27 protein-coding genes are annotated in these 23894 nt (G+C 71.8%); 14 read left to right on the plus strand and 13 right to left on the minus strand.

The window, feature by feature from the left end; translation table 11 throughout:
- Positions 1-463: 463 nt before the first annotated feature.
- On the minus strand, positions 464-1324 hold the full coding sequence (locus ACGFRB_RS26800) for a 3-hydroxybutyryl-CoA dehydrogenase (RefSeq protein ID WP_363012638.1): 861 nt from the start codon (positions 1322-1324) through the stop codon (positions 464-466).
- Positions 1325-1495: 171 nt separating this feature from the next.
- Between ACGFRB_RS26800 and ACGFRB_RS26805 the strand changes: the two genes are divergently transcribed.
- A complete protein-coding gene (locus tag ACGFRB_RS26805) occupies positions 1496-2731 on the plus strand; it encodes a family 10 glycosylhydrolase (RefSeq protein WP_363012639.1) in 1236 nt (411 codons plus the stop codon).
- Positions 2732-2835: 104 nt separating this feature from the next.
- On the opposite strand, the gene ACGFRB_RS26810 is transcribed toward ACGFRB_RS26805, so the two are convergent.
- A complete protein-coding gene (locus tag ACGFRB_RS26810) occupies positions 2836-3039 on the minus strand; it encodes a DUF1918 domain-containing protein (RefSeq protein WP_363012640.1) in 204 nt (67 codons plus the stop codon).
- Between the two features lie 156 nt (positions 3040-3195).
- Positions 3196-4236, minus strand: a complete 1041-nt coding sequence (locus ACGFRB_RS26815) for a DMT family transporter (RefSeq protein WP_393246651.1) — start codon at positions 4234-4236, stop codon at positions 3196-3198.
- Between ACGFRB_RS26815 and ACGFRB_RS26820 the strand changes: the two genes are divergently transcribed.
- The 4 genes from ACGFRB_RS26820 (at position 4235) to ACGFRB_RS26835 (ending at position 8392) form a co-directional block, all read left to right on the plus strand.
- Positions 4235-5671 (plus strand): PLP-dependent aminotransferase family protein, encoded by a 1437-nt coding sequence (locus tag ACGFRB_RS26820; RefSeq protein WP_393246653.1) that lies wholly within the window; start codon positions 4235-4237, stop codon positions 5669-5671. The genes ACGFRB_RS26815 and ACGFRB_RS26820 overlap by 2 nt on opposite strands.
- A 51-nt stretch (positions 5672-5722) precedes the next feature.
- Complete coding sequence (locus ACGFRB_RS26825) at positions 5723-6232, plus strand: GNAT family N-acetyltransferase (protein ID WP_393246655.1); 510 nt, start codon at positions 5723-5725, stop codon at positions 6230-6232.
- Positions 6233-6302: 70 nt separating this feature from the next.
- Complete coding sequence (locus ACGFRB_RS26830; protein WP_393246657.1) at positions 6303-6878, plus strand: histidine phosphatase family protein; 576 nt, start codon at positions 6303-6305, stop codon at positions 6876-6878.
- Positions 6879-7234: 356 nt separating this feature from the next.
- A complete protein-coding gene (locus tag ACGFRB_RS26835; RefSeq protein WP_393246835.1) occupies positions 7235-8392 on the plus strand; it encodes a methyltransferase in 1158 nt (385 codons plus the stop codon).
- A 215-nt stretch (positions 8393-8607) separates the two neighbouring features.
- On the opposite strand, the gene ACGFRB_RS26840 is transcribed toward ACGFRB_RS26835, so the two are convergent.
- The gene (locus ACGFRB_RS26840) at positions 8608-8874 is read right to left on the minus strand and encodes a hypothetical protein (protein ID WP_393246659.1); all 267 of its coding nucleotides are present in this window, start codon (positions 8872-8874) and stop codon (positions 8608-8610) included.
- 349 nt (positions 8875-9223) lie between these two features.
- Entirely contained in the window at positions 9224-10825 is a 1602-nt protein-coding gene (locus tag ACGFRB_RS26845; RefSeq protein ID WP_393246661.1) for an ABC-F family ATP-binding cassette domain-containing protein, read from the minus strand.
- Between the two features lie 298 nt (positions 10826-11123).
- On the opposite strand from ACGFRB_RS26845, the gene ACGFRB_RS26850 reads away from it, so the two are divergent.
- On the plus strand, positions 11124-11576 hold the full coding sequence (locus ACGFRB_RS26850; protein ID WP_393246663.1) for a hypothetical protein: 453 nt from the start codon (positions 11124-11126) through the stop codon (positions 11574-11576).
- Between the two features lie 369 nt (positions 11577-11945).
- Here ACGFRB_RS26850 and ACGFRB_RS26855 read toward each other — a convergent pair whose 3' ends face one another.
- The gene (locus ACGFRB_RS26855) at positions 11946-12203 is read right to left on the minus strand and encodes a hypothetical protein (RefSeq protein ID WP_393246665.1); all 258 of its coding nucleotides are present in this window, start codon (positions 12201-12203) and stop codon (positions 11946-11948) included.
- A 94-nt stretch (positions 12204-12297) separates the two neighbouring features.
- Here ACGFRB_RS26855 and ACGFRB_RS26860 point away from each other — a divergent pair, with 94 nt between their 5' ends.
- The 4 genes from ACGFRB_RS26860 (at position 12298) to ACGFRB_RS26875 (ending at position 13952) form a co-directional block, all read left to right on the plus strand.
- On the plus strand, positions 12298-13128 hold the full coding sequence (locus ACGFRB_RS26860) for a Scr1 family TA system antitoxin-like transcriptional regulator (RefSeq protein WP_393246667.1): 831 nt from the start codon (positions 12298-12300) through the stop codon (positions 13126-13128).
- Positions 13125-13334 (plus strand): DUF397 domain-containing protein, encoded by a 210-nt coding sequence (locus ACGFRB_RS26865; protein WP_393246669.1) that lies wholly within the window; start codon positions 13125-13127, stop codon positions 13332-13334. The genes ACGFRB_RS26860 and ACGFRB_RS26865 overlap by 4 nt, the downstream gene beginning before the upstream one ends.
- Positions 13335-13477: 143 nt before the next feature.
- A complete protein-coding gene (locus ACGFRB_RS26870) occupies positions 13478-13687 on the plus strand; it encodes a DUF397 domain-containing protein (RefSeq protein WP_393246671.1) in 210 nt (69 codons plus the stop codon).
- Between the two features lie 55 nt (positions 13688-13742).
- On the plus strand, positions 13743-13952 hold the full coding sequence (locus ACGFRB_RS26875) for a DUF397 domain-containing protein (protein WP_393246673.1): 210 nt from the start codon (positions 13743-13745) through the stop codon (positions 13950-13952).
- 107 nt (positions 13953-14059) lie between these two features.
- Here ACGFRB_RS26875 and ACGFRB_RS26880 read toward each other — a convergent pair whose 3' ends face one another.
- From ACGFRB_RS26880 to ACGFRB_RS26890, 3 genes are all read right to left on the minus strand, one after another.
- Positions 14060-15766 (minus strand): RCC1 domain-containing protein, encoded by a 1707-nt coding sequence (locus ACGFRB_RS26880; protein WP_393246675.1) that lies wholly within the window; start codon positions 15764-15766, stop codon positions 14060-14062.
- Between the two features lie 175 nt (positions 15767-15941).
- A complete protein-coding gene (locus ACGFRB_RS26885) occupies positions 15942-16067 on the minus strand; it encodes a hypothetical protein (RefSeq protein WP_393246677.1) in 126 nt (41 codons plus the stop codon).
- The gene (locus ACGFRB_RS26890) at positions 16064-16693 is read right to left on the minus strand and encodes a C39 family peptidase (RefSeq protein ID WP_393246679.1); all 630 of its coding nucleotides are present in this window, start codon (positions 16691-16693) and stop codon (positions 16064-16066) included. The genes ACGFRB_RS26885 and ACGFRB_RS26890 overlap by 4 nt, the downstream gene beginning before the upstream one ends.
- A gap of 215 nt (positions 16694-16908) precedes the next feature.
- Here ACGFRB_RS26890 and ACGFRB_RS26895 point away from each other — a divergent pair, with 215 nt between their 5' ends.
- Complete coding sequence (locus ACGFRB_RS26895) at positions 16909-17451, plus strand: 2'-5' RNA ligase family protein (RefSeq protein WP_393246681.1); 543 nt, start codon at positions 16909-16911, stop codon at positions 17449-17451.
- A gap of 70 nt (positions 17452-17521) precedes the next feature.
- Positions 17522-18274 carry a VOC family protein gene (locus tag ACGFRB_RS26900; protein WP_393246683.1) on the plus strand — a complete coding sequence of 251 codons (753 nt, stop codon included), beginning with the start codon at positions 17522-17524 and terminating at the stop codon, positions 18272-18274.
- Between the two features lie 74 nt (positions 18275-18348).
- Here ACGFRB_RS26900 and ACGFRB_RS26905 read toward each other — a convergent pair whose 3' ends face one another.
- The 3 genes from ACGFRB_RS26905 to ACGFRB_RS26915 all read right to left on the minus strand — a co-directional run bounded on the left by ACGFRB_RS26905 (position 18349) and on the right by ACGFRB_RS26915 (position 20933).
- Positions 18349-19014, minus strand: a complete 666-nt coding sequence (locus ACGFRB_RS26905; RefSeq protein WP_393246685.1) for a hypothetical protein — start codon at positions 19012-19014, stop codon at positions 18349-18351.
- On the minus strand, positions 19011-19475 hold the full coding sequence (locus ACGFRB_RS26910) for a DUF2199 domain-containing protein (protein ID WP_393246837.1): 465 nt from the start codon (positions 19473-19475) through the stop codon (positions 19011-19013). Before ACGFRB_RS26910 ends, ACGFRB_RS26905 begins: the two co-directional genes overlap by 4 nt.
- A 363-nt stretch (positions 19476-19838) precedes the next feature.
- Positions 19839-20933: a hypothetical protein gene (locus ACGFRB_RS26915; protein ID WP_393246687.1), complete on the minus strand. Its 1095-nt coding sequence runs from the start codon at positions 20931-20933 to the stop codon at positions 19839-19841.
- Positions 20934-21169: 236 nt separating this feature from the next.
- Between ACGFRB_RS26915 and ACGFRB_RS26920 the strand changes: the two genes are divergently transcribed.
- Positions 21170-21814 carry a LysE family translocator gene (locus ACGFRB_RS26920; protein ID WP_393246689.1) on the plus strand — a complete coding sequence of 215 codons (645 nt, stop codon included), beginning with the start codon at positions 21170-21172 and terminating at the stop codon, positions 21812-21814.
- A gap of 248 nt (positions 21815-22062) precedes the next feature.
- Here the strand turns inward: ACGFRB_RS26920 and ACGFRB_RS26925 are convergent, their stop codons facing one another.
- Positions 22063-22614, minus strand: coding sequence for a hypothetical protein (locus ACGFRB_RS26925; protein WP_393246690.1), 552 nt, complete (start codon positions 22612-22614; stop codon positions 22063-22065).
- Positions 22615-22856: 242 nt separating this feature from the next.
- Between ACGFRB_RS26925 and argC the strand changes: the two genes are divergently transcribed.
- Complete coding sequence (argC, locus tag ACGFRB_RS26930) at positions 22857-23885, plus strand: N-acetyl-gamma-glutamyl-phosphate reductase (RefSeq protein WP_393246692.1); 1029 nt, start codon at positions 22857-22859, stop codon at positions 23883-23885.
- Positions 23886-23894: the final 9 nt, after the last annotated feature.

Raw genomic sequence — 23894 nt, forward strand, 5'->3', positions numbered from 1 at the left:
CGCCGCGGGCGGGGGGGGCCGCGGGGGCCCCCGGGGGCCCCCCCCCCCCCGGCGGGGCGGGGGGCGGCGCCCCCCCCCCGCGGGCCCCCCCGGGGGCGGGGGGCGGGGGGCCCCCCCGGCCCCGCGGCCCTTTTCCGTGCTCGCGTGGCGGTACGGGAGCCCTGGCACGGGAGTTCTTCCGGGGGCTCGCGGAGCCGCTGCCGCCGTCCGGGGACGCCCGGGGACATCCCCAGGACGTCCAGGGACGTATCGAAGACGTCCACGGACACCCGAGGACGTCCGGGGACGTCCGGGGCGTCCGGGCGCCCGAGGGACGTCCGGCGACGGTCCCCGGACGTCCCCAAGGACACCCGGGGGCGTACCGGAACGCGAAACGGCCGGACGGCCCGTACCTGTGCGGTGTACGGGCCGTCCGGCCGCCGTGTCCCTCGTGTCGCCGTGTCCCTCGTTCGGAGGACCGGCGTCACGCGTACGGGTAGAAACCCGATCCGGTCTTGCGGCCGAGCCGGCCCGCGTCGACCATGCGCTGGAGCAGCGGGGGAGCGGCGTACAGCGGCTCCTTGTACTCGGTGTACATCGAGTCGGCGATCGAGGCGATCGTGTCCAGACCGATGAGGTCCGACAGCTTCAGCGGGCCCATCGGGTGGGCGCAGCCGAACTCCATGCCGTTGTCGATGTCCTCGCGGCTCGCGATGCCGGACTCGAACATCCGGATCGCGGAGAGGAGGTACGGCACGAGCAGCGCGTTCACCACGAAGCCCGACCGGTCCTGGGCGCGGATCGCGTGCTTGCCGAGGGTCTTCTCGGCGAACAGCTGGGCCCGGCTGATCGTGCCCTCGGAGGTGGTGAGCGCGGGGATCAGTTCGACGAGCTTCTGCACCGGCGCCGGGTTGAAGAAGTGGATGCCGACGACCTGGTCGGGGCGGGAGGTCGCCACGGCCAGCTTCACCAGGGGGATCGAGGAGGTGTTGGAGGCCAAGATGGCGTCCGGCCGGGTCACCACCTGGTCGAGCACCTGGAAGATCTCGGTCTTGACCTGCTCGTTCTCCACGACCGCCTCGATGACGAGGTCGCGGTCGGCGAACTCGCCCAGGTCGGTGGTGAAGCTGAGCCGCGCGAGCGTCTCGTCGCGCTCCTCCTCGCTGATCTTGCCGCGTTCGGCGGCCTTCGCGAGCGAGTTGAAGAGCCGCGTGCGGCCGATCTCCAGCGCCTCGCCGGTGGTCTCGGCGACCTTCACTTCGAGGCCGCTGCGGGCGCACACCTCCGCGATGCCCGCGCCCATCTGGCCGCAGCCGACCACTCCGACGCGCTCAATGTCGGCCATGGAGTCCGTCACCTCGTGCCTTTCGCTCTCTGCTGGCGGCGGGCCCGTGTGATTCCGGTGCGTCCGCCTCGACCCCACGACGTTACTCCCGACGGAGCAAATGATCGATCGTCACAGACGGGGCATGCTGTCCGATGGGCTGTGACGTATCCGATAGCGAGGGGTGACAAAATGGCACCGATCGGTAGAAGAGGGTTCGTGGCGGGTGTGGCGCTCGCGACTCTCGGAATGGCGGCGACGGGCTCCGCGGCCGGGCCCGTCCAGGCGGCGGAGGACCCCGGCGGAGGGACCGGCGCGGGCGGGGAGGGCCGGGCAGGCGCCTTCAAGGGGATGTGGCTCGCGACGGTCACCAACCGCGACTTCCCCTCCCGCACCGGCCTGACGGCGGCCGAGCAGCGCAAGGAGCTGATCGGCTGGCTCGACCTCGCGGTCCGGCGCGGACTGAACGCCGTCGTCTTCCAGATCCGGCCCACGGCCGACGCGCTGTGGCCCTCCCCGTACGAGCCCTGGTCGCAGTACCTCACCGGCGTCCAGGGCAAGGACCCCGGCTGGGACCCGCTGGGCACCGCCGTCACCGAGGCGCACAAGCGCGGGCTTGAGCTGCACGCCTGGTGCAACCCGTACCGGGTCGCCTTCCACACCGACCCCGGCCGGCTCGCCGCGAGCCACCCGGTGCGCGAGAACCCCGACTGGGCGCTCGCCTACAACGGGCAGCTGCTCTACAACCCGGGCCTGCCCGAGGTCCGCGAGCACGTCCAGGACGCGATGCTCGACGCCGTACGCCGCTACGACGTCGACGCCCTGCACTGGGACGACTACTTCTACCCGTATCCGGCCTCCGGGCAGGTCCTGGACGACGACGACGCGTACGCGCGTTACGGCGGAGGGTTCGCCGACCGGGCGGCCTGGCGCCGGAACAACATCGACCTGCTGGTCTCCGAGACCTCCGCCCGGATCAGGAAGCTCAAGCCGAAGGTGGCCTTCGGGATCAGCCCCTTCGGGGTCTGGCGCAACGCCGGCACCGACCCGGCCGGCTCCGACACTCGCTCGCTCCAGACCTACGACGATCTGCACGCGGACACCCGCCGCTGGGTCAAGGAGGGCTGGATCGACTATGTGATCCCGCAGCTGTACTGGCAGATCGGCAACTCGGCCGCCGACTACGCGAAGCTCGTCCCCTGGTGGGACAAGACGGTCAAGGGCACCGGGGTACGGCTCTACCTCGGCGAGGCGCTGTACAAGGTCGGCGATCCGGCGCAGGCGGACGCCTGGCAGGACGCGGCCGAGCTGTCCCGGCACGTCGATCTCGGCCGTAAGTACGGCTCCGTCGGCGGGCACTGCTACTTCGCGGCGCGCGAGGTCTCCAAGGATCCGCTGGGCGCGCTCACGGCCGCCCTCAAGAGGTGACCGGCGACGTCCTCGCGCCCGGCTTCACGGCGCCCTGATCCCCGCCGGGGCCAGGGCCGGGGGCCGAGACCCGGGGCCGGGGGCTCGCGGGCCCCCGGTGGGGCTCACGGGCCCGTGGCCTCGGCGTGATGGCGTACGACGGTGTCGGGGCCCGGCGACATCAGGGCCTCGTGACCGTCGTCGTCGAACTTGACGCGGTACGGGGGAGCGCCGTTCTCCCCCCGTACTTCCAGAACCTCGGCCGTACGGTCGTGCTGTCCGACCGTACGGCCGTGCATCAGCAGTCTGTCGCCCACGCTCGCCTGCATCGCGTGACCTCCTCGCGGCTGGACCGGTCATCGCGGGGCCCGCGCGCTCCCCGAGCCGGAAGCCGGAAGCCGAATTCGCGACCCGGACCCGGAACCGGTGAGGAGACGCCCAGGACGCCCTACTCGGAGTCTACGTCTGCCATTGTGACCCGCGTCTCAGCTCCTCGCCCGCTGGGTCACGGCGATGCAGACGAGGACCCCGACGGCCGCGAGCGGCGCCGCGGCGGCCGGGTGCTCGCCGAGCAGGGTCACCGACCAGACCAGGGTGAGCAGCGGCTGCGCGAGCTGGAGCTGGCTGGCGCGCGGGATGCCGATCGCTGCCATGCCCCGGTACCAGACGTACAGGCCGAGGAAGGTGGAACCGGCCGCCGCCCACACCAGACCGGTGATCCCGTGCGCGGTGAGGTGCACCGGCTCGTACGCGAGGGCGACCGCCGCGCCCACCGCCGTCAGCGGCAGAGCGCCGGCCAGCGCCCAGCCGATCACCTGCCAGCCGGGCATGACGGCGGCCAGCCGGCCGCCCTCGGTGTATCCGGCGGCGCAGACAAGGAGCGCGCCGAAGAGGTAGAGGTCGCCGGCCGTCAGCGCGCCGCCGCTCTGCTGGACGGTGAAGGCGATGACGACGAGGGCGCCGGCGAGGGCCGCGGCCCAGAACGTACGGGACGGCCGCCGGCCGGTGCGCAGCGCGGCGAACACCGCCGTGGTCAGCGGCAGCAGACCGACGACGACGGCGGCGTGCGCGGTGGTGGAGGTCCGCAGCGCCAGTGTGGTCAGCAGCGGGTAGCCGACGACGACCCCGCCGGCGACCACCGCGAGTCCGGGCCAGTGGCGCCGGGCGGGCAGCGGGACGCGGCCCGCGAGGAGGAAGCCGCCCGCGATCAGGGCGGCGAGTACGGAGCGGAGGGCCACCAGCGACCAGGGGCCGAAACTCTCCAGGCCCCACACGGTGGCGGGGAAGGTGAGGGAGAACGCGATGACGCCGAGCACGGCGAGCAGGGTGCCGCCGGAGAAGCCGGCACCGGCCCGGTCGCCGGTGCCGTGGCCGCCGGTGCGAGGAGCGGTGTGGCCGTCGGTGCGAGGGGCGGAGTGAAGGGCGGTGCGGGGAGCGTTGGGAAGGGCCGTGCCGGGGCCGGCGGCCGTGGTGGAGACACCGACCGCTATCGCGTCTTCAGGGGTAGCGCTATTCTCTGCTCTCATGCAAGAGCGTAGCAGCGTCGCCGAGTTGGCCGGAATCCTGAAAGCGGAGCTGGACTGCTACTCACCAGGAGAGAAACTGCCGTCCAGCCGGACTCTCGTCGAACGCCACCGGGTCTCCCCGGTGACCGTCACCCGCGCCCTCGCCCTGCTCGCCGCCGAGGGCCTGGTCGTGACCCGCCCGGGCGCGGGCGCCTACCGGACGGACCCCCGGACCGCCGCCCCCGCCACCGGCGACACCTCCTGGCAGGAACTCGCCCTCAGCGCCGACGCGGCCACCGAACTCGTCCCGCGCGCCGTCGACGCCTCCGGTGTCCTCGTCACCCTCGCCGAACCCCCCACCGGCACCGTCGAGTTCAACGGCGGCTACCTGCACCCCTCCCTCCAGCCCGAACGCGCCCTCGCCGCCGCGCTCACCCGGGCGGGCCGCCGCCCCGGCGCCTGGGGCCGCCCGCCCGTCGACGGACTGCCCGAGCTGCGCGCCTGGTTCGCCCGCGAGATCGGCGGCGGCGTCACCCCCGCCGAGATCCTCGTCACCGCCGGCGGTCAGCCCGCGCTCACCACCGCCCTGCGCGCGCTGACCCCGCCCGGCACCCCCGTCCTCGTCGAATCGCCCACCTACCCGGGCATGCTGGCCGTCGCCCGCGCCGCCGGACTGCGCCCCGTCCCCGTCCCCACCGACGCCGAGGGCATCCGCCCCGACCTCCTCGAAGCCGCCTTCCGGGCCACCGGCGCCCGCGTCCTGGTCTGCCAGCCCCTCTTCCAGAACCCCACCGGGACCGTCTTGTCCGAGGGGCGGCGCGCCGCCGTCGTCCGGGTCGCGCGGGCCGCCGGAGCCTTCGTCGTGGAGGACGACTTCGCCCGCCGGCTCGTCCACGAGGACGCCGGCCCGCTGCCGCCGACCCTCGCCGCCGACGACCCCGACGGCGTCGTCGTCCACGTCTGCTCCCTCACCAAGCCCACCTCGCCGAGTCTGCGCGTCGGCGCGCTCGCCGCCCGGGGCCCCGTCCTCGAACGCCTCCGCGCCATCCAGGTCGTCGACAGTTTCTTCGTGCCCCGTCCGCTCCAGGAAGCCGCTCTGGAACTCGTCGGATCGCCGTCCTGGAACCGTCATCTGCGCACCGTCGCCCACGAGTTGAAGAACCGCCGCGACATCATGACCGCCGCCGTCCTGCGGCATCTTCCCGAACTCGCCCTGCCCCACGTCCCGTCCGGTGGCTACCACCTGTGGCTTCGCCTGCACGACACGCTCCCCGAGACGGCCCTGTTCCACGCCGCCCTGCGCGCCGGGGTCGCCCTCGCCCCCGGCCGCCCCTACTTCTGCGCCGAGGCGCCCGCCGGGCACGTCCGGCTGAGCTTCGCGGGGGTCGCGGGCCCCGCCGAGATCGCGGAAGGTGTCCGCAGACTACGGACGGCGATCGACGGTCTCCTGCCGTGACGCGCGAGGAAAACACCTGACAGGAGCCCGGTGGCCTGGCAGCCTGCGCCCATGAGCGACCAGAATGCCCCGAACGATCAGACCAGCCAAGGAGGCCCGAGCGGCACCGGCACCGGTCCCGCCTTCGTCTCCGCCCCGGTCCTGCACGGGACGTACGAGATCTCCGCCGACCCCGCGCGGATCGACGCGGCCCGTGTCCACCAGTGGATCTCCACCGACGCCTACTGGGCCCCCGGCCGGTCCCGGCAGACGCAGGACCGGGCCATCGCCGGTTCCCTCAACTTCGGTGCGTACGACATCGGCAGCGGCGAGATGGCCGCGTACGCGCGCGTGGTCACCGACTACACCACCTTCGCCTGGCTCTGCGACGTCTACGTCGACCGCGCGGCCCGGGGCACCGGCCTCGGCACGGCCCTCGTCACCGCCGTCCGCGACCACCTGGAGCCGTACGGGCTGAGCCGCATCCTGCTCGCGACCGCCGACGCCCACGGCGTCTACGAGAAGGTCGGGTTCGCGCCCCTGAGCAATCCGGGCAAGTGGATGGCTCTCGGGCGGCAGTGACCCGAGGCCCGTCCGGCCCCTGATGCGAGACCTCTTGACCGGGCGGGCCGGCGGCCTCACGATCGCGGCCATGGCGCTTCGGGTCACGCTCGTCGCGGCGGCGCGTAGTTCCTCGCTGCTCGCCGAGCGATTCGACGACGACCGGCCGCTCGACGAGGCCGGCTGGTACGAGGTACAGCTCGCCGCGCCCCGGCTGATCCCGCTCGGCGCGGCCGAGCTGCGCTACTGCTCGCCGACCCCTCGCAGCCGCGCCACCGGCGTGGCCCTCGGCTACGCCCCGCTCGCCCAACCGGCCTTGCGGGACTGCGACATGGGCCGCTGGCGCGGCCACACCCTCGCGGAGGTCGCGGCGGTGGAACCGGCCGCCGTCGAGGCCTGGCTCGCCGACGCGCGAAGCGCCCCGCACGGCGGTGAGCCGCTGCTCGCCTTCATCATCCGCGTCGGCGGCTGGCTCGACAGCCGGCCCACCGACGACGGCGCGATCGTCGCCGTCGCCGAACCGGCCGTGGTCCGCGCCGCCCTCGTCTTCGCCCTGAAGGCCCCGCCCCCGGCGTACTGGAACGTCGACGTCCGCCCCCTGTCGACGATCACCCTCACCGGACGCCCGGGACGCTGGCACCTGGAACTGGCGGCGGTCGCGGGCTGAGGGTGGGGCGGGAGGCCGGGGGCGGGGGTCCGACCGGGAGGGCGGCCGGGCTGATGTTCGCAGGCACCGCCGCCGAGCCACGCAACAGGCATCCGAGGGATGAGGACGAGGAAGCCCCTGCCTTCCGCCGCGGAACGCGCCCGTGGGCTCTGGCAGGATTTCCGAGGCGAAGAGCCTCTTCGCCGTCGCCGTCGCCGTCGCCGTCGCCGTCGCCGCCGACGACGGCAGAGAGCAGACCACGGTCCCGGCCCCGGTCCGACGGCGCACCGTCCCGGTCCTCTCACGAGGGCCGTACGGTGCCCGCTCCGGTCGGCCGTACCCCGGGCACCGGCTAGCCTGGGAGCACGATGAACCGTCTGACCACGTCATGGGGCACCTTCCCGCTCACCCGCTGCCCGGCCGACCCGCGTGATCCGCTGCGCGCCTGGGACGCGGCGGACGAGTACCTGCTGAACCACCTCGCCGAGACCGGCACCGATCTGTCCGGCACGGTCGCCGTCGTCGGCGACCGCTGGGGCGCGCTCGTGACCGCGCTCGCGGCCAAGGACCCCGGCCCCGGCGAGCTGGTGCAGATCTCCGACTCGTACCTGGGCCGGACCGCCACCGCCGAGAACCTGGCCCGTTCCGGGGCCGCCCCCGACGCGGTGCGCATGCTCACCACGCAGGACCCGCCGCCCGAGCGGATCGACGTCCTGCTGGTCCGCGTACCGAAGAGCCTCGCACTCCTCGAAGACCAGCTGCACCGGCTCGCGCCCGCCGTCCACGAGGGCACGGTCGTCGTCGGCACCGGCATGGTGAAGGAGATCCACACCTCCACCCTCACCCTCTTCGAGACGATCCTCGGCCCGACCCGGACCTCCCTCGCCGTGAAGAAGGCCCGGCTCATCCACACCACGCCGCTCGCCGCCACCGCGCCGGGCGTCAACCCCTGGCCGTACCGGTACGAGCTGCCCGCCGACGCACCCGCCGGCCTCGCGGGGCGCGCTGTTGTTAATCAGGCCGGGGTGTTCTGCGCCGACCGGCTCGACATCGGCACCCGCTTCTTCCTGGCGCACCTGCCGCGCGGCCTCGGCCGCGCCCGGGTCGTCGACCTCGGCTGCGGCAACGGCGTCGTCGGTCTCGCCGTCGCGCTCGCCGAGCCCGAGGCGGAACTCCTCTTCACCGACGAGTCGTACCAGGCCGTCGCCTCCGCCGAGGAAAACTTCCGCACCCACGCGGGACCCGGCCGCACCGCCGAGTTCACGGTCGGCGACGGGCTCGCCGACGTGGCCCCCGGCTCGGTCGACCTGGTGCTCAACAACCCGCCGTTCCACAGTCACCAGGCCACCACCGACCGGACCGCCCGCCGTATGTTCGCCGAGGCCCGCCGGGCCCTGCGACCCGGCGGGGAACTGTGGGTGGTCGGCAATCGGCACCTCGGCTACCACGCCACGCTGCGCCGGATCTTCGGCAACAGCGAACTGGTCGCGAGCGACCCGAAGTTCGTGGTCCTGAAGGCCGTCAAGCGGTCCTGAGACGGACGGCCGACGCGGCCCGCCCCGGCTCGGGGCCGCGAACGGCTCACCGCCACCTCGGAAGAGATGACCGAGGTGGCGGTGAGCCACTTCATGGCGGTACGTCTCGCCGGGCGGCCCTCATGACGGAGCCACGACGACATCCGGAAGCCGGAAGGTCCCGCTTCACGACCGTCGAGGTTTCCGGCGGCGTGAGGGCGGGCCGCCCGCCAAGTTCACTGGAAGATGGCGAGGTTGGTGCTGTTGCTCGTTTGGACGCCCGCGATGCCGATGACGGTGGTATTCGTCGTCTCCATGACGGTGAAGCCGGCACCGGTCGACGAGTAGAGCCTCGTTCCGGAGGTGGTCGACACGCCGCCGGGGCCGGCGGTCGTGGTCGAGCCCGACGAGACGACGGTGTCGGCGGCGGCCAGACCGGAGCAGCCGATCAGGAGGGGCAGGGCGAGGGAGAGGGCGGCGACGGTGCGCTTGACGGCGTGCATGGGACGGTCCTTTCGTGGGGGTGAAGGGGACCGGGAGTCCCTTCCCCTCGGGTGTGAGGGGAGGTGACCATGACAGCGCGTGGAGCCGCTCGCCGGAAGGGGCATAGGGGGCAAACCACCTGAAGGGTGGGAGCGGAGGCGTGGAGGCACGGGCGGCGCGAGAGGGAACGGGGTGGCCCGCCACGCCCCCCGCGCACTCCGTGCACGTGCGCGCACCACCGCCTTGGCGCCGGTGACTCACCGGCGCACACCACATGCTCATTCCGGTGTCTTCGCCATGCCTGGCGACGACGCCGTCAGGGTCGCTCACCGCTCGCGTCCTTGGTCGGGCGGCCACCCGGGCAGGCACTCAGGCGAGGGCGACCAGGTCCCGGTACCCCGGGTTCCACAGGTCCTCCTCCGCGTCCGGCAGCAACAGCACCCGCTCCGGCCGCAGCGCGTCGATCGCGCCCTCGTCGTGGGTCACCATGACGATCGCGCCCGGGTACGTGCCGACGGCCGCGAGGACCTCGTCGCGGGAGGCCGGGTCCAGGTTGTTCGTCGGCTCGTCGAGCAGCAGGACGTTCGCGCCCGAGTGGACCAGACCCGCGAGCGCGAGCCGGGTCTTCTCGCCGCCCGACAGCACCCCCGCCGGCTTGTCGGCGTCGTCGCCCCGGAACAGGAACGCGCCCAGCACCCGCCGCACCTCGCCGTCCGTCAGCCGCGGCGCCGCCGAGGCCAGGTTCTCCCATACCGTACGCGCCGGGTCGAGCGTCTCGTGCTCCTGCGCGAAGTACCCGAGCCGTAGCCCGTGGCCGCGTACCACCCGCCCCGCATCCGGGGTCTCGTGGCCCGCGAGCAGCCGCAGCAGCGTCGTCTTGCCCGCGCCGTTGAGCCCGAGCACCACGAGCCGGCTGCCCCGGTCCACCGCGAGGTCCACCCCGTCCAGGACCGGCCGCCCAGGCCCGTACCCCTTGGTGAGCGACACCGCGCCCAGCGGGACCCGGCCGCACGGCGCGGGCTCGGGCAGCCGGATCCTGGCCACCCGCTCGGCGTGGCGGACCTCCTCCAGGCCGTCCAGCAGCCGGTCGGCGCGACGGGCCATGCTCCGGGCGGTGACCGACGTCGACGACCGGGCCTTCATCCGCTCCGCCCGGTCGTGCAGCGCGGCGGCCTTGCGCTCGGCGTTGGCGCGCTCACGGGTCCGGCGGCGCTCGTCGGCGTCCCGCTGGGCGAGGTACGCGGCCCAGCCGGTGTTGTGGACGTCGAGCGCCGCGCGCTGCGGATCGAGATGGAAGACGCGGTTGACGGTGGCCGCGATCAGATCCGGATCATGGCTGATGAGGACGAGACCGCCCCGGTGCGCGGCGAGATGGCCGCGCAGCCAGCCGACCGAGTCGGCGTCGAGATGGTTCGTCGGCTCGTCGAGCAGCAGGGTGCCGTCGTGGCCATCGCCGGCGAACAGGATCCGGGCCAGCTCGACCCGCCGCTTCTGCCCGCCGGACAGCGTGCCGACCGGCCGTCCCAACGCCTCGGAGGCCAGCCCCAGCCCGGCCGCGACCCGGGCCGCCTCGGCCTCGGCCGCGTAACCGCCACACGCCTCGAAGGCGGCCTCGGCCCGCGCGTACGCCGCCATCGCGGCATCGTCCGCCCGCTCGGCGAGCCGGTCGGCGGCCTCGCGCAGCCGCAGGGTGGCGACGTCCATGCCCCGCGCGGACAGGATCCGGTCCAGGACCGTCACGTCCGGATCGGCGGCCCGCGAGTCCTGCGCGAGACAGGCCACCGGGCCGGTACGTACGACCTCGCCGGCGGCGGGGGCGCGCAGCCCGGCGAGGGTGTGCAGAAGGGTGGTCTTCCCTGCTCCGTTACGGCCGACCAGGCCGATCCGGTCGCCGGGAGCGATGTGGAAGGAAACGGAAGAGAGGAGAAGACGGGCGCCGACGCGCACGTCGACACCGCGAGCGGTGATCATGGGATGACGCTCCGAAACTGGCCGAGGACACACGGGTGACGTGGAAGCGGGTCCTGGGCTAGGAAATTCGGGGCGTGGACATACCGCCGACGGTAGTCGGCGACGGGGGAGTGCGCATCCGGATATCCCGGCGTGGATGCGGGGGATGCGGGGGATGCGGGGGATGCGGCGCGATACGGGCGGCGCGCTGCGCCGGACCGGGCAACAGCCGTACGGTGAGGGCGCGGTGGACGTGCGGTGGCCGTGTGGCGGTCGTGCGGGTCAGCGCCGACGAGGGTTGTCCCAGGGAGGGGATCGGGTGGACGAGAACGAGGTACGCACACGGTTCGACGGCCGCCCCCAGGTGGAGTTGCGGCTCAACCCCATCAGGGCCGCGGACCGGAGCCGGGTCGACGGGATCGCCCACGCCTTCGGCTACCGGTTCCTCTCCGCCCGGCCCCTCTACATCGGGGGCCTTCTCCTCTCCTACGAACGCGACGACGGCCCCCTCGCCCGCCGCCGCAACGAACTCGCCATCGCCCACCTGCGCGGGGGCGGCCCCGCCCCGGCGTCGGACGCCCCGCCCCCGCCGCCTCCTCCGCCCCCGGCCGTGGCACCTCCTCCGCCTCCGCGCCGGCCGCCGTCCCCCTACCTGCCGGGACCGCCTCCGCCCCCGTCCGTCGTGGCCCCGCCCCGGCCACGGATTCCGACCCCGCCGGACTACCCGCCCCTGCCCCCACCGCCCCCGCCCGGCGCACCGCCGCGTTCCTGATCGGGGGTGGGTGTGGCCCGCCCCGCCCCGGGTGGAGGCCGGGCGGGGCGGGGGTCTTATGGGTGGGTGAGGAGTGTGGTGATGAGGATGATCCAGGCTGCGGTGGCGAGGACGGCTGTGGTGGTGCGCCACATCAGCGGGTTGTGTGGGGGGTCGGGGGTAAGGAGCGTTTGAGGGTCATTTTGGGTGGGTCGTGGGGGTGGTTGCGGATTTCGACGGCGCAGTCGACGGCGGCGGATTCGTCGTGGTGGGGTCCGTTGGCCGTGTAGTGGGTGAACCATGCGGCGAGGAGGGCGCAGACCGTGCAGCCGGGGGAGGGCTGGGGGTGGCGTTGGAGTCCGTGGTCGGTGGTGGGTTCTATTCGGCTGGTCACGGTTTCGCCACCGGGGGGACGGGGGTGGTGAGGACGCGGATGCGTTCGGCTTCGGTTTCGGTGGGCGGGCGGAGATCGGTGGTGGGGGCGGTCCATTCGGTTCCGCCGCACACAGGGCGCAGGACGACGAGGCCGTTTTCGTAATCCATCACCCGGCCGGGGCGAGTTGTCGCCATGCGGGTATCGACCATGTAGGAGCCGACGGGGGGCATCGTCGCAGGCTGTGGGCTTGTTTGGGGCGTGTGTTCGGCCATCACCCGTTCCTTTCTGTAGTGGATTCACTACGAGGCGTCGCCAGAGTGACTTAGAGTCGGAATCGCTCGCAACGTCTCAAGAGAGGAAAGGAAGTTGGTAAATCGGCGAGACCTCGACCCTGACGCCTCACCACAAGCCGCCTACGGCGCGCGTTTGCGCAGGATGCGCGAGGAGCGAGGGCTGTCCCAGGTCGAGTTGGGTGTCCAGGCGGAATATTCGGGGACGCATATTTCGCAAGTGGAAAATGCGCGCAAGCTCCCAACCTTGCGCTTCTCCAGGCGGGTCGACCTGGCGCTTGAGACCGGCGACTCGTTCGAGCGCGAATGGCGCGAGATGACGCACGGAGCGCTTCTGGAGGGCTTCCCCGAGTACATGGAGTACGAGGGGCGGGCCGCGGAACTCCGATTGTTCGACACCGGGATCGTCCCGGGCTTGCTTCAGACGCCGGAGTACGCGCAGTGCCTGGCGGACAGCAAGGTGCGGCGGGGTGCCATCACGCTGGAGCAGGGGGACGATCTCGTTTCCGTCCTGGCGGAACGACAGGCCACGTTCACACGCCCTCATCCTCCGACGATGATGGTGGTGATGGACGAGAGCTGTATCCGTCGGCAGGTCGGCGGGCCAGGGACCATGGGCGCACAGCTTGATCGGCTGCTGGAGTTCGCCGAACAGCCGAACGCTGTGCTCCAGATCGCCCCGTTCGAGATAGGAGAGCGACGTGCGCTCTATCTGCCGATCAACCTGCTGACGCTGCCGGACATGACCGTGATCGCGTACGCGGAGTCGCAGACCCGAGGGCACCTGGAACGCGAATCGATGGCAGTGTGGCCCCTGCTGACGGCCTACCATCACTTGCAGGCCGAAGCCCTCTCCCATGCGGCGTCGGTTGCCATGATCCAAGAAGCGCGAAAGGGCTACCTGTGACGACCGAGACTCCGCAGTGGTTCAAGTCCTCCTACAGCGACACCGGTGGCAACTGTGTGGAGGTCGCCACCAACCTCGTCGCCTCGCGCGGCGTCGTCCCCGTCCGTGACTCGAAGGACCTCGCCGGTCCGGTGCTCGATGTCCCCGCCTCGGCGTTCGCGTCCTTCGTGGCGGGCGTCAAGGGCGACGGGTTCGACCTCGTCTGACCCGCGCTGACACACGAAAAGCCCCGCCCCACCCCCGAGTTCGGGATGAAGGCGGGGCTTCGTCATGCGGTCTGGTCGATGCCCTCGTCGCGGCGTACCGTGCGGGCAGCACCCCTTCGACTCTCCGTACGAAAGGGCCCCGCATGACGACCGAACCCCGTCACTGGTTCAAGTCTTCCTACAGCAACACCGGTGGCAACTGCGTCGAAGTCTCCGTCGACTTCGTCGCTTCGCGCGGCATCGTCCCTGTCCGTGATTCGAAGGACCTCGCCGGGCCCGTTCTTGGGATCTCCACTCCTGCCTTCGCGCTGTTCGTGGCGGGCGTCAAGGGCGACGGGTTCGACCTCGTCTGACCCGCCCCAAGGCAGGGCTTCACCCTCTTCGATTCCCCACATGAAAGGGCCCTCGATGGCGACCGAGCCCCCCTGCTGGTTCAAGTCCTCCCACAGCGATAACGGTGGCAACTGCGTCGAAGTCGCCGCCAACCTCGTGGCCGCTTCCGGCGTCGTCCCCGTGCGTGACTCGAAGAACCCCACCGGACCCGTCCTCGACGTCTCCGCCCCCGCCTTCGCGTTGTTCGTGGCGGCCCTCAAGGCCGGCGGCCTCGCGCCCGTTTAGGCCGTGTTGCCTGGACAGGTGCGGGAAATCGCCGCGCCCCGTCCCGGCGAAGTGCCCGGGGCGGGGCGCGGAGAGGCCCGACAGGCAGAGGGATTCGGCCGGTCTTTCTAGGAAGACTTCCCTCCTCCGTAGCTGGCCCTGTCTCCGTAGGTGCCGTGGCCGTCGGTGGTGACCTGGATGGTGGCGGTGGCGGTGTTGCTGGTGACCGTCTCGCCCTGCGGGTCGGTCGCGGTGGCGGCGGCGGTGTTGGTGACGGAGCAGGTCGTACCGTGCCCGCCGTATCCGCTCCCTCCGCTCCCGTTCCCGCCGTCGTCGCCGTTTCCGGCGTGCGCGCAGACGGCGAGGTCGGCCTCGGTGACGGTGTAGCCGCCGTGGCAGGTGGTGTTCTCACCGGCGGCGAGGGCGGTGCTGTCGCAGGTGACGGTGTCGATCAGGTTGTCGGTGACCGTCACCGAACCGAGCGCCGCGTCACCGGTGTTGGTGACCGTGTACGCGTACTCCACCGTGTCCCCGACAGCGAACGGCCCGGCGGACACGACCCGCTTGGCGAGGTGGAGCGAACCGGCCGGCGTCGGCGCCGGTTCGGCCAGAGCCAGGCTGAACTGGCCATTGGTCCCGATGGCGGTGACGCGCACGCCGGGAGGGAGGTTCGTCCGGACCGGCGTAGTGCTCGGCTCGGTGGTGCCGTCACCCAACTGCCCGAAGTCGTTCCCGCCCCAGGAATAGACGTGGCCGTCGGCGGTCAGCGCCAGGCTGTGGTCGAAGTCGCCCTTGACGTCGGTGGCATGGATGCCTGCGGGAAGGTCCGCGTAGACCGGGGAGAGCTGCCGGTCGAGGGTGCCGTCCCCCAGCTGCCCCGCCCAGTTGGCACCCCAGCCGAGGACGCGACCATCGGAGGTCACCGCCAGGCTGTGGTACGAGCCGGCCGCGATGGCGGTGACCTTGGTGCCTGCCGGGATGTGCGTCTCGATCGGGGTGTAGTGCGGGTTGCGGGTGCCGTCACCGAGGTCCCCTTCCTGGTTGATTCCCCAGGCGAGGACGCGGCCGTCGGACGTCAGGGCCAGAGTGTGCACGCCGCCCGCCGCGAGGACGGTGATGTCGGTGCCGGGCGGCAGGAGTGCCTCGGCCGGCGTGGGGTTGGGGGCGACGCCGGTCGAGGTGCCGTTCCCGAGCTGCCCGCCGTTGTTGAGGCCCCAGCCCAGCACACGGCCGTCGGAGGTCAGGGCCAGGCTGAAGTTGCCGGTGGTGCCCGCGGTGATGGCGGTGATCTCGGTCCCGGAGGGCAGCCGTACCTCGACCGGTGTGGAGCGGTCGATGGTGGTGCCGTCGCCCAGCTGCCCCCAGTTGTTCCGTCCCCAGGCGTAGACGCGGCCGTCGGAGGTCAGCGCCAGGCTGTGGAACCCGCCCGCGGCGATGGCGGTGACCACGGTGCCGGGAGGAAGGTCGGCCTCGACCGGGGTGCTGCTGCTGACGGTGGTGCCGTTCCCGGCCTGCCCGAAGTCGTTGGCGCCCCAGGCGTAGACGCGACCGTCGGAGGTCAGTGCCAAACTGTCCCGGTATCCGGGGGCGATGGCGGTGAGCTGTACGTCGTCGGGCAGGGCCACGGCGACCGGTGTGGCGCGAGCGGTGGTGGTGCCGTCCCCCAACTGCCCGGCGCTGTTGTCACCCCAGGCCAGGGCGAGGTCGGTCGGCGGGACCCGCACCGCGTTCGCGGGCGGGGAGGCGAGGCCGGCCAGGCACAGAGCGGCGAACAGGGCCGCGACCAGAGCGCGGAGGACGGCCCGCGCCCGACCTCCGCCAGGACGGGTTCGCATCACATTCGAGGGAAGAGTCACGCTCCCCTTTCTTTCCCACCCCCGAACCCGAGCCCTGGTGCCGCTCCTCCCGCATCCCCCGGACGCCGTACGGAACCACTCACTCGGCCGCCGCCCGAACAGGGCCTGGCGGAGCCGCCGTACAGTCATAGCCCCCGTAGCCCCCGTGGCCGGGTCACTCCGGCCAGGGGTTGTTCCGGATGATCTCGACGAAGTCCTTCCGGCTGAACGACGGGTCGAAGTGGGCCAGCACGTCGTCGTTCATGGTGCCGAAGGTGGCGCCGCCGATCCCCGGGGTCACGACCTGCCGATCCCCAGGGTCACGCCCCGCCCCGCGAAGAACCGGGGCAGCGCCTCCCACGGCACCTCGGCGGAACGCTGGGAGACGCCGGGAAACCCCGAAGGGTTGTGGACAAGCAGGTGGTCGGGTGTGCGGCCGACGGCGAGGACCAGATGCCCGCCCCGCCCCGGCGGGACGGTGTCCGGTTCGCGGATCGAAGGATGGACGGACAGCATGACGAGCTTTCCCTCGTCCAGGAACCCGGGAATCTCTTCGACCGTCAGCCGCCCGTGCACCTCGGCCTCGATGTCCCAGCGTTTCGCGGCGTGTTCGGCGAATGGAGCGTAGATCAGACCGTCCACCCCGTCGGCCCGGCGGACGTACGCGCCCGCGTCCAGGAACTCCCGGGCCAGCGTCACAAGGCCCGGGGTCTCGAATCCCCAGTGCTCCAGGGCCATGCGCAGACAGGCCATGCCGCAGACGCGCCAGGACCAGAAGGCGTATTCGGCGGGATCCTCCGCGCCCGAGAGGTGCCAGAGCGGATCGTCTTCGGCCTTGACCCGGCCGGAGAGTATGTCGGGGACGAGTGCGGCGGATTCCCATTGCGAGTGGTACGGCACCTCGTGGCCGACCGGTGTCTTCCCCATAGTCCTTTTTCCGTACGACGGTTGCGCGCACGCGAGGCGCCTTCCGAGCCCGAGTGGGTGGCTCATGAGGGCGTCATTGCTTCCCTGAGGGCTCGATCGACAGTACTCGCCTGCGGGTGCCCGATACCTGGCACGGCCTGTCCGGCAGCCGGTCCGGGCGGGCCGCCCGAAATGGAACCGCGCCGGGCGCCGAGAAGGTGACAGCATGCGGTCGTATGGCAGAAGGCGACAGCGGTAGCGCGTTTCAGGCGGGCCGAACAGGGCTCATCGTCCGGATCCCGGAAGCGGAATCGGCGATCGGAGGATGGCGCGAGCAGTGGGATCCCTCGGCGCGGGCAGGGGTTCCCGCACACATCACGGTCCTCTTCCCGTTCCTCGACGAGAGCCGGGTGGACGCGGCCGTCCACTCCGCGCTCGCGGACGTTCTGGGCCGGCACCAGGCGTTCGACCTGCGATTCGAGAGATGTGGACGGCTTCCGGGAGTGTCGTATCTCGTTCCCGAGCCCGCCACGCGATTGCGGCGGCTCACGGAGGCGATCGTCGGTTGCTGGCCGGAGGCCCCGCCGTATGGAGGACGGCACACCGAGATCGTGCCCCACCTGACCATCGCACAAGGCCAGGAAGACGCCGTCACGGAGGAGATCGAGGCCGACCTCGCGTGCCGGCTTCCGTTCATGTCTCGTGTCACGTCGGTCGAACTCATCGTCCACGACGGCACGAAGTGGCAGGAACGCGCGTCGTTCGCGCTCGGAGACTGAACCGGGTCGAGCCCGTTCTCTTCGTGTGACGCGGGGGAGACTGTCGGACGCGGGCCCTAGGATCGTGAACATGGCGCTGCGACCCGTCCAGGTGAACATCAAGGCTCTCGACCCCGCGAGGGTCGGCCGGTTCTGGGCGGAGGCGCTCGGCTGGAGTATGTCCACCGCCGGGGCGGCCACGTACATCGCTTCCGCCGGCGGCCCGCTCGGACCGGACCCGGCCGCCCCCGCAGTCTCCGCCATCTCCGTCGTCCCCTCACCCGAGGGCAAGACGGCGACGAAGAACCGTACCCACCTCGATCTCGCCACCACCTCCCTCGCCCACCAGACGGAACTGGTCGCCCGGCTCCGGGACCTCGGCGCGACCCCCGTCGACCTCGGCCAGGGCGACGACGTCCCGTGGGTCATCCTCGCCGACCCCGAGGGCAACGAGCTGTGTGTGCTGGAGCCCCGGGAGATCTACCGGGACACCGGGCCGATCGCCGCCGTCGTCGTCGACTGCGCGGATCCTCGGACGATGGCCCGGTTCTGGGGCGGGGCGCTGGACTGGACCGTCCGCCGGGCGACCGACGACATCGCGGTGCTGAGCGCCGCCGACGGCACGGGGACGTTCCTCGAACTCTTCCGCGTGCCCGGACCGAAGACGGTGCCGGACCGCGTCCATCTCGACCTGATGCCGTACCCGGGCGAAGACATGACGGCGGAGGTGACCCGGCTGCGGGACCTCGGGGCGACCGTTCTCGACCTCGGCCAGGGCGATGTGCCCTGGACGTGTCTGGAGGACCCGGAGGGGCACGAGTTCCGCGTTCTCGCCCTGCCCTGACGGGGGTTACCCGGCGCGAACCGGCGTCACGTACGAACGCGCGGACACCCGGCGGCGCCCCCCGAATGCCACGGTCAGCCGCCGTAGAGCCCCCAATCGTCGAGGCCCCCGTAGATGTGCGCTTCGAGGCACTGCGGCGCGTCGAGGCCGACGGCCGCGCCCCGGTAGAGAGCGACGAGCGAGTCCTTGCCCCGCCACCAGGTGTCCGTCACACCCCGTACTTCGGTCACCTGCTCGTACCCCCTGAGGTCGAGCGAGTCGACGGCCTTGCCCTTGACCTTCGTGATGGTCGTGGCCCAGCGAGCGGCGTGGGCAGCGAGCGCCAGGGACTCCACCCATCCGTCGATGTCGGCGTGCAGCGGCGTCCAGCGATTGGCGTCGAGGCCGAAGGCGCCGTCGGGGCCGATCCTGAACCCGTACGCCATGGACACCCGACAGCTTCCCGCCGAGAACGACCAGCCCTCCTCGGCTGAGCCCCTCGGGCAGGCCGCTTGCAGGCTGTGCGGGCCGCCCTCGTAGAACGGGGCCGGTGGCAGGGCCAGCCCGCCCCAGCGCTCCTGGAAGGCGATGGCCTGGTCGACCTCGGAGGCGGGGATCCCGTGGCCGATCCACGCCTCGCGGTGGCGCCGCAGGTCCCGCCGGGAGATACGGACGCCACTGGTCTCGACGAAATACCGCGCCCGGTTGCTCAGCCCGGCGGGCGCGACGGGAACCGAGGAAATGGGCTCGTCAGCCGTCACCGCTGCTCACCGCCGTCGGCGTGCAGTACTGCCGCCGCGATCTCCCGTACGCGTTCAAGGGTGATACCCGTGCGCTGTTCGACGGCGAGGGGATGATCGGTCGGTTCGAGTTCGACCAAGGGGCGCTCGCCGACCGGGCGCGTGTGGACGTACGTCTTCAGATTGAGGGTCGTGGGGGAGTAGGGCAGCAGATCGGTGGTGAGCCAGCCGAAGTACGGCTCCTCCGACTCACGGCCGGGCTTCTCCCACAGATCGCGGGCGCGGGAGAAGTTCTCCCGGCTGAGCGAGACCCAGACCGCCCACGAGAACACCTCGTCGCTGCCGACGACCGGTATCTCGATCAGACCCTTGACGAAGTAGTGCTCCGCGAGGACCACGCACTCGTCCGAGGTGAGCGTGCAGTCGTCACGGTCGGCGAAGGCGGGCTCCCATACGGCCGGGGCATGGGACGAGTAGTTCATCGGCAGTTCGGGGTGCCGGGCCCCGCAGCAGACGCAGGTGAATCCGAAATCGCTGGTCATGGCGGGTAAGCCTATGACGGGCGAGGGAATCGATCTTCCGCGCTGGGCCCGGGGCACCCCCGGACTCTCGCGCGTCCCCTGCGGGAACCGGGTCACCACCGGGCGCGCAGCACGCCGTCGCTGTCGGGCAGGCCTCCCCGAGCTGCCCGGCGCGCGCGCCGCGCTCGAAGGCTCCCGCCGGATCGCAAGGGCGACGGGTTCGACCTCGTCCGACCCACGCTGACACACGAAAAGCCCCGCCCCACCCCCGAGTTCGGGATGAAGGCGGGGCTTCGTCATGCGGTCTGGCTGACGCCCAGAGCCTCAGCGCCCGTTCGGATACACCGTGTGGCCGGGGAGTCTCAGATCGGTGCAGCCCCGGCGCTTGGCCTGGTCCTTCGCGAACGCGTCGAGGAGAGGCCGTACCTCACTCATCGGCAGTATCGGTCCGGCGCCGTGCATCGTGTGGTCGGCGGCGAGGAAACTGGCGGACTCCCCGGCGCACAGGGCCTTGGCGCGCCCGAAGTCCTCACTGAGCAGGGGGTCGTTCTCTCGGACGTCCTCGGGGAGCCGCACGTTGGCCGCGAACATCCTGGTGAAGGGCTTGTCCGTCCAATCTCCGTACCAGCCCGAGAAGTTCTCGGCGTTGCCCGTCCCGGTGTCGACCAGGGAGCAGGTGGTGATGGGCGCCTTCGCGCCGGTGGGCGCGACCACCCGCCACTCCTTGCCGGACGGGCTCTTGGGCAGGGTCTGCCGGGTCAGCCACTCGCACATGGTGCCCTTGGTCTCGCTCACGCGCAGCTTGTGCCCGGGATCGACGCCGTCCGGCAGCGGCAGGGGGTCGGCCCCGCAGCCGAGCTCGTTATTGGCGTCATTGGCGATGCGTACGGCTGTGCGCAGGGACGCGGGAGAGGGGTCGTTCTCCACCGCGTGGGAGTACACCTTGGTGACAAGGCGCCGCATGCGGCCGTCGTCGGCACGGCCGAGCTTCGGGCACTCCTGAATGATCACGGGGCCGAACTGGCCGTAGAACCCGGGCACGGACCTGGGGAAGCCGTAGCGCAGGCTCCCAGGGATGGTGAACTCCATGTCCAGTGGACCGTGCGGATCACCCGTGTCCGTCTGTGCCTCGACCATGAGGACGAAGTGCCGGCCGTCGTTCTCCCTCACCGAGCACTTGAGCAGGTCCTGCCCGGAGCCGAAGGTGTCCTTGCCGGCCTGGAGCCGTTCGTCCGGCAGCAGTTCGGCGAGTTCACCGCCCGAGAGGTGGCCCCCGCACAGGGTCTTGGCGTACCACCACGGCTGCCACACCGGCTTCGCCAGCCAGCCGGCGCCCGCCAGGACGCCGAGCACCACCGCCACGATGGTGAGCACCCGTAGGCTGGGCCGCCACCGCCGTTCCCGGTTCCCCGTTGTCATGTCTTCCCTTTCGCCGTTTCTCCGTTTTCCCGGGGCTCACCCCTGGGTGGGGCGCAGCCTACGGGGGCGCGAAGGCGGTCGGGCGAGGGGTGCGCGGAGGCACGGAACGGCGGGGGTCGTACCCTGAGGCGGAACAGCGGCGTGGCCATGGCCGATGCGTCGCGGCCGGGCGCCGCCCCCCTTCGGGTACCGGGGACCGGGTGCCGGGCACCCGCCACACGATCAGGAGTCGACAGGTGATCAGTCCGGCCGCGGTAGGGGGAGTGGCCCTGATCGAACTCGGCATGGCCCTGATTCCCGGACCGAATATGATCCACCTCGCCTCGCGCGCGATCACCCAGGGGCGCAGGGCGGGGCTGGTCAGCCTGAGCGGGACGGCCATGGGGTTCCTGTGTTACCTGCTGGCGGCGGCTGCGGGCCTGTCCGCGTTGTTCGCCGCCGTGCCGGTGGCGTACACGGTGGTCAAGCTCGCCGGGGCGGCCTACCTGGCGTACCTCGCCTGGGGCATGCTCAAGCCCGGCGGCCGCTCGCCCTTCACCCCGGCCGGGGACCTTGCTCCGGTCTCCGACGCCCGCCTGTTCTCGATGGGGCTGCTGACCAACCTGCTCAACCCTAAGATCGCTCTCCTGTACGCCGCCCTCCTGCCCCAGTTCCTGGACCCGCGGGCAGGCCCGGCGTGGGGGCAGCTGCTCCAACTCGGCGGGGTGCAGATCGTCGTGGGGATCTCCGTGAACGCTCTGATCATGCTGGGCGCGGCACGAGTGTCGCGGTATCTGGCCGTCCGGCCCCGGGTGATGGCCGCTCAGCGGTTCGCGGCGGGCGGCCTGCTCGGCGTCTTCGCGCTGCGCACCGCCCTGTCCCGCACACCTGTCTCGGCTTGATGCCCGCGCACCTGCGAGGCCGGCCCCGCTGTGATCGCCCGGACAAGCCCTGCTGATCTGTTCGGCCCAGGTCAAGACAGGTGTGCGAGCTGTGCGCGCCCGAGGCCGACGGCGTCCGTGACCGATGCCGTGGCTCTTGGAATCCTGCCTCTCCGACACCGGCCGATGGCCCCAGGGCGTGCGACAGAACCTTCAGGCGCCCCAAAGGACAGGCACCCCAAAGGAGCCGTGCCGTGTGCGGCGATGAATCACCCGGTGTCGGAAGGGTTTCCGCTGAGATATCCACGCAGTTCGTCGCCCACTCGCAGGTCGGTGACCTCGATGGAACAGCTCTGCGCCGTGGCCAGGACCCTGCTCGCCGTGGCGGACACCTTCAAGTCGACGCCGCCGCCGGGCGGGAGCCCGCTGAGGCCGACGTAGTAGGTGAGCCCGTCGATGGGTTTGGGCCGGATGAGACTCACCGCGTCCGGTTTGCGCATCCGAAGGAGCGTGGTCGGTGTGCCGGTCGGGATCTCGGTCCAGCCGCCGCCGTCGGGAATGCCCCAGAGCCAGTTGTCGCGATCGGCGCCCTCCACGAACCGCACGCCGGACGGGCCTTTGATCTCAAGGAAGACCATGACGTCCTTGAAGCCCACGTGCTCGTAGTGCCCTGAGGCGAGCACGTCGATGTTCATCCTCGCCGTGGCGTGCGGGGGCGGGAGCGTCGTGTTGGGGTGTTCGGTGTACGGCCGCAGGTCGATGTTGCCGATGAAGACGATGTCAGAGGGACAGTTCGGATCGTCCTTCGTCACGGTGGCCATGGAAGCCTCCCTTCCGCTTACCCCCGGTGCTGATCGGGACGCCGCCGGACGCCCGCTCCCTCCGGGCACGTCGGCGCGGGCGGCTCGGCCGCCCCCGCTCGTGTTCCCCGGGAGTCCCCCGGTTCCCGCGCACCCCCTGTGATCCATCGTCCCGCCGGTGCGGCGGGCACGCATGCCAGAAGAAGGGCATTGCATAAAACTGCGTGGACTCGTATAGTCATGCCATCTAGAGGAGGTTTTCGATGACGGTACGAGCAGCGGTCGCCGGCGCGAGCGGGTACGCGGGCGGAGAGCTTCTGCGCCTGCTCCTCGCCCACCCCGGTGTCGAGATCGGCGCGCTCACCGCGCACTCCAACGCCGGTCAGCGCCTCGGAGGCCTCCAGCCGCACCTGCTGCCGCTCGCGGACCGCGTCCTCGTGGACACCACGGCCGAGAATCTGGCCGGTCACGACGTCGTGTTCCTCGCACTCCCGCACGGGCAGTCCGCGGCGGTCGCCGAGCAGCTCGGCCCGGACACCCTCGTCGTCGACATGGGCGCCGACTTCCGGCTGAAGGACGCCGCGGACTGGGAGACCTTCTACGGTTCCCCGCACGCCGGCACCTGGCCGTACGGCCTCCCCGAGCTGCCCGGCGCGCGCGCCGCGCTCGAAGGCTCCCGCCGGATCGCGGTGCCCGGCTGCTACCCGACCGCCGTCTCGCTCGCGCTCTTCCCGGCGTACGCGCAAGGGCTCGCCGAACCCGAGGCCGTGATCGTCGCCGCCTCCGGCACCTCCGGCGCGGGCAAGGCCGCCAAGCCGCACCTGCTGGGCAGCGAGGTCATGGGCAACATGACCCCGTACGGCGTCGGCGGCGGCCACCGGCACACCCCCGAGATGATCCAGAACCTCAGCGCGGCGGCGGGGGAGCGGGTCACCGTCTCCTTCACCCCCACCCTCGCGCCGATGCCCCGCGGCATCCTCGCCACCTGCTCGGCCACCGCCAAGCCGGGCGTCACCGCCGAGAGCGTGCGCGCCGCGTACGAGAAGGCGTTCACGGACGAGCCGTTCGTCCATCTGCTCCCCGAGGGGCAGTGGCCGGCCACGGCGGCGGTGTACGGCTCCAACGCCGTACAGATCCAGGTCGCCCTCGATCCGGCCGCGAACCGGATCATCGCGGTCGCCGCCATCGACAACCTCGCCAAGGGCACCGCCGGCGGCGCGGTGCAGAGCATGAACATCGCCCTCGGGCTCCCCGAGGAGACCGGGCTTTCCACGGTGGGAGTCGCGCCGTGAGCGACGCGT

Source organism: Streptomyces sp. NPDC048718, from assembly GCF_043198875.1.
Taxonomy (GTDB): Bacteria; Actinomycetota; Actinomycetes; order Streptomycetales; family Streptomycetaceae; genus Streptomyces.

Coding starts and splice junctions, on each gene's coding strand:
- ACGFRB_RS26870 (WP_393246671.1), top strand. CDS start 13,478: ATGACGACCGAACCCCGTCACTGGTTCAAGTCTTCCTACAGCAACACC.
- ACGFRB_RS26840 (WP_393246659.1), bottom strand. CDS start 8,874: ATGCACGCCGTCAAGCGCACCGTCGCCGCCCTCTCCCTCGCCCTGCCC.
- ACGFRB_RS26925 (WP_393246690.1), bottom strand. CDS start 22,614: ATGGCCACCGTGACGAAGGACGATCCGAACTGTCCCTCTGACATCGTC.
- ACGFRB_RS26800 (WP_363012638.1), bottom strand. CDS start 1,324: ATGGCCGACATTGAGCGCGTCGGAGTGGTCGGCTGCGGCCAGATGGGC.
- argC (WP_393246692.1), top strand. CDS start 22,857: ATGACGGTACGAGCAGCGGTCGCCGGCGCGAGCGGGTACGCGGGCGGA.
- ACGFRB_RS26910 (WP_393246837.1), bottom strand. CDS start 19,475: ATGAACTACTCGTCCCATGCCCCGGCCGTATGGGAGCCCGCCTTCGCC.
- ACGFRB_RS26805 (WP_363012639.1), top strand. CDS start 1,496: ATGGCACCGATCGGTAGAAGAGGGTTCGTGGCGGGTGTGGCGCTCGCG.
- ACGFRB_RS26895 (WP_393246681.1), top strand. CDS start 16,909: ATGGCAGAAGGCGACAGCGGTAGCGCGTTTCAGGCGGGCCGAACAGGG.
- ACGFRB_RS26900 (WP_393246683.1), top strand. CDS start 17,522: ATGGCGCTGCGACCCGTCCAGGTGAACATCAAGGCTCTCGACCCCGCG.
- ACGFRB_RS26820 (WP_393246653.1), top strand. CDS start 4,235: ATGCAAGAGCGTAGCAGCGTCGCCGAGTTGGCCGGAATCCTGAAAGCG.
- ACGFRB_RS26875 (WP_393246673.1), top strand. CDS start 13,743: ATGGCGACCGAGCCCCCCTGCTGGTTCAAGTCCTCCCACAGCGATAAC.
- ACGFRB_RS26830 (WP_393246657.1), top strand. CDS start 6,303: ATGGCGCTTCGGGTCACGCTCGTCGCGGCGGCGCGTAGTTCCTCGCTG.
- ACGFRB_RS26855 (WP_393246665.1), bottom strand. CDS start 12,203: ATGGCCGAACACACGCCCCAAACAAGCCCACAGCCTGCGACGATGCCC.
- ACGFRB_RS26915 (WP_393246687.1), bottom strand. CDS start 20,933: ATGACAACGGGGAACCGGGAACGGCGGTGGCGGCCCAGCCTACGGGTG.
- ACGFRB_RS26810 (WP_363012640.1), bottom strand. CDS start 3,039: ATGCAGGCGAGCGTGGGCGACAGACTGCTGATGCACGGCCGTACGGTC.
- ACGFRB_RS26890 (WP_393246679.1), bottom strand. CDS start 16,693: ATGGGGAAGACACCGGTCGGCCACGAGGTGCCGTACCACTCGCAATGG.
- ACGFRB_RS26815 (WP_393246651.1), bottom strand. CDS start 4,236: ATGAGAGCAGAGAATAGCGCTACCCCTGAAGACGCGATAGCGGTCGGT.
- ACGFRB_RS26880 (WP_393246675.1), bottom strand. CDS start 15,766: ATGCGAACCCGTCCTGGCGGAGGTCGGGCGCGGGCCGTCCTCCGCGCT.
- ACGFRB_RS26825 (WP_393246655.1), top strand. CDS start 5,723: ATGAGCGACCAGAATGCCCCGAACGATCAGACCAGCCAAGGAGGCCCG.
- ACGFRB_RS26845 (WP_393246661.1), bottom strand. CDS start 10,825: ATGATCACCGCTCGCGGTGTCGACGTGCGCGTCGGCGCCCGTCTTCTC.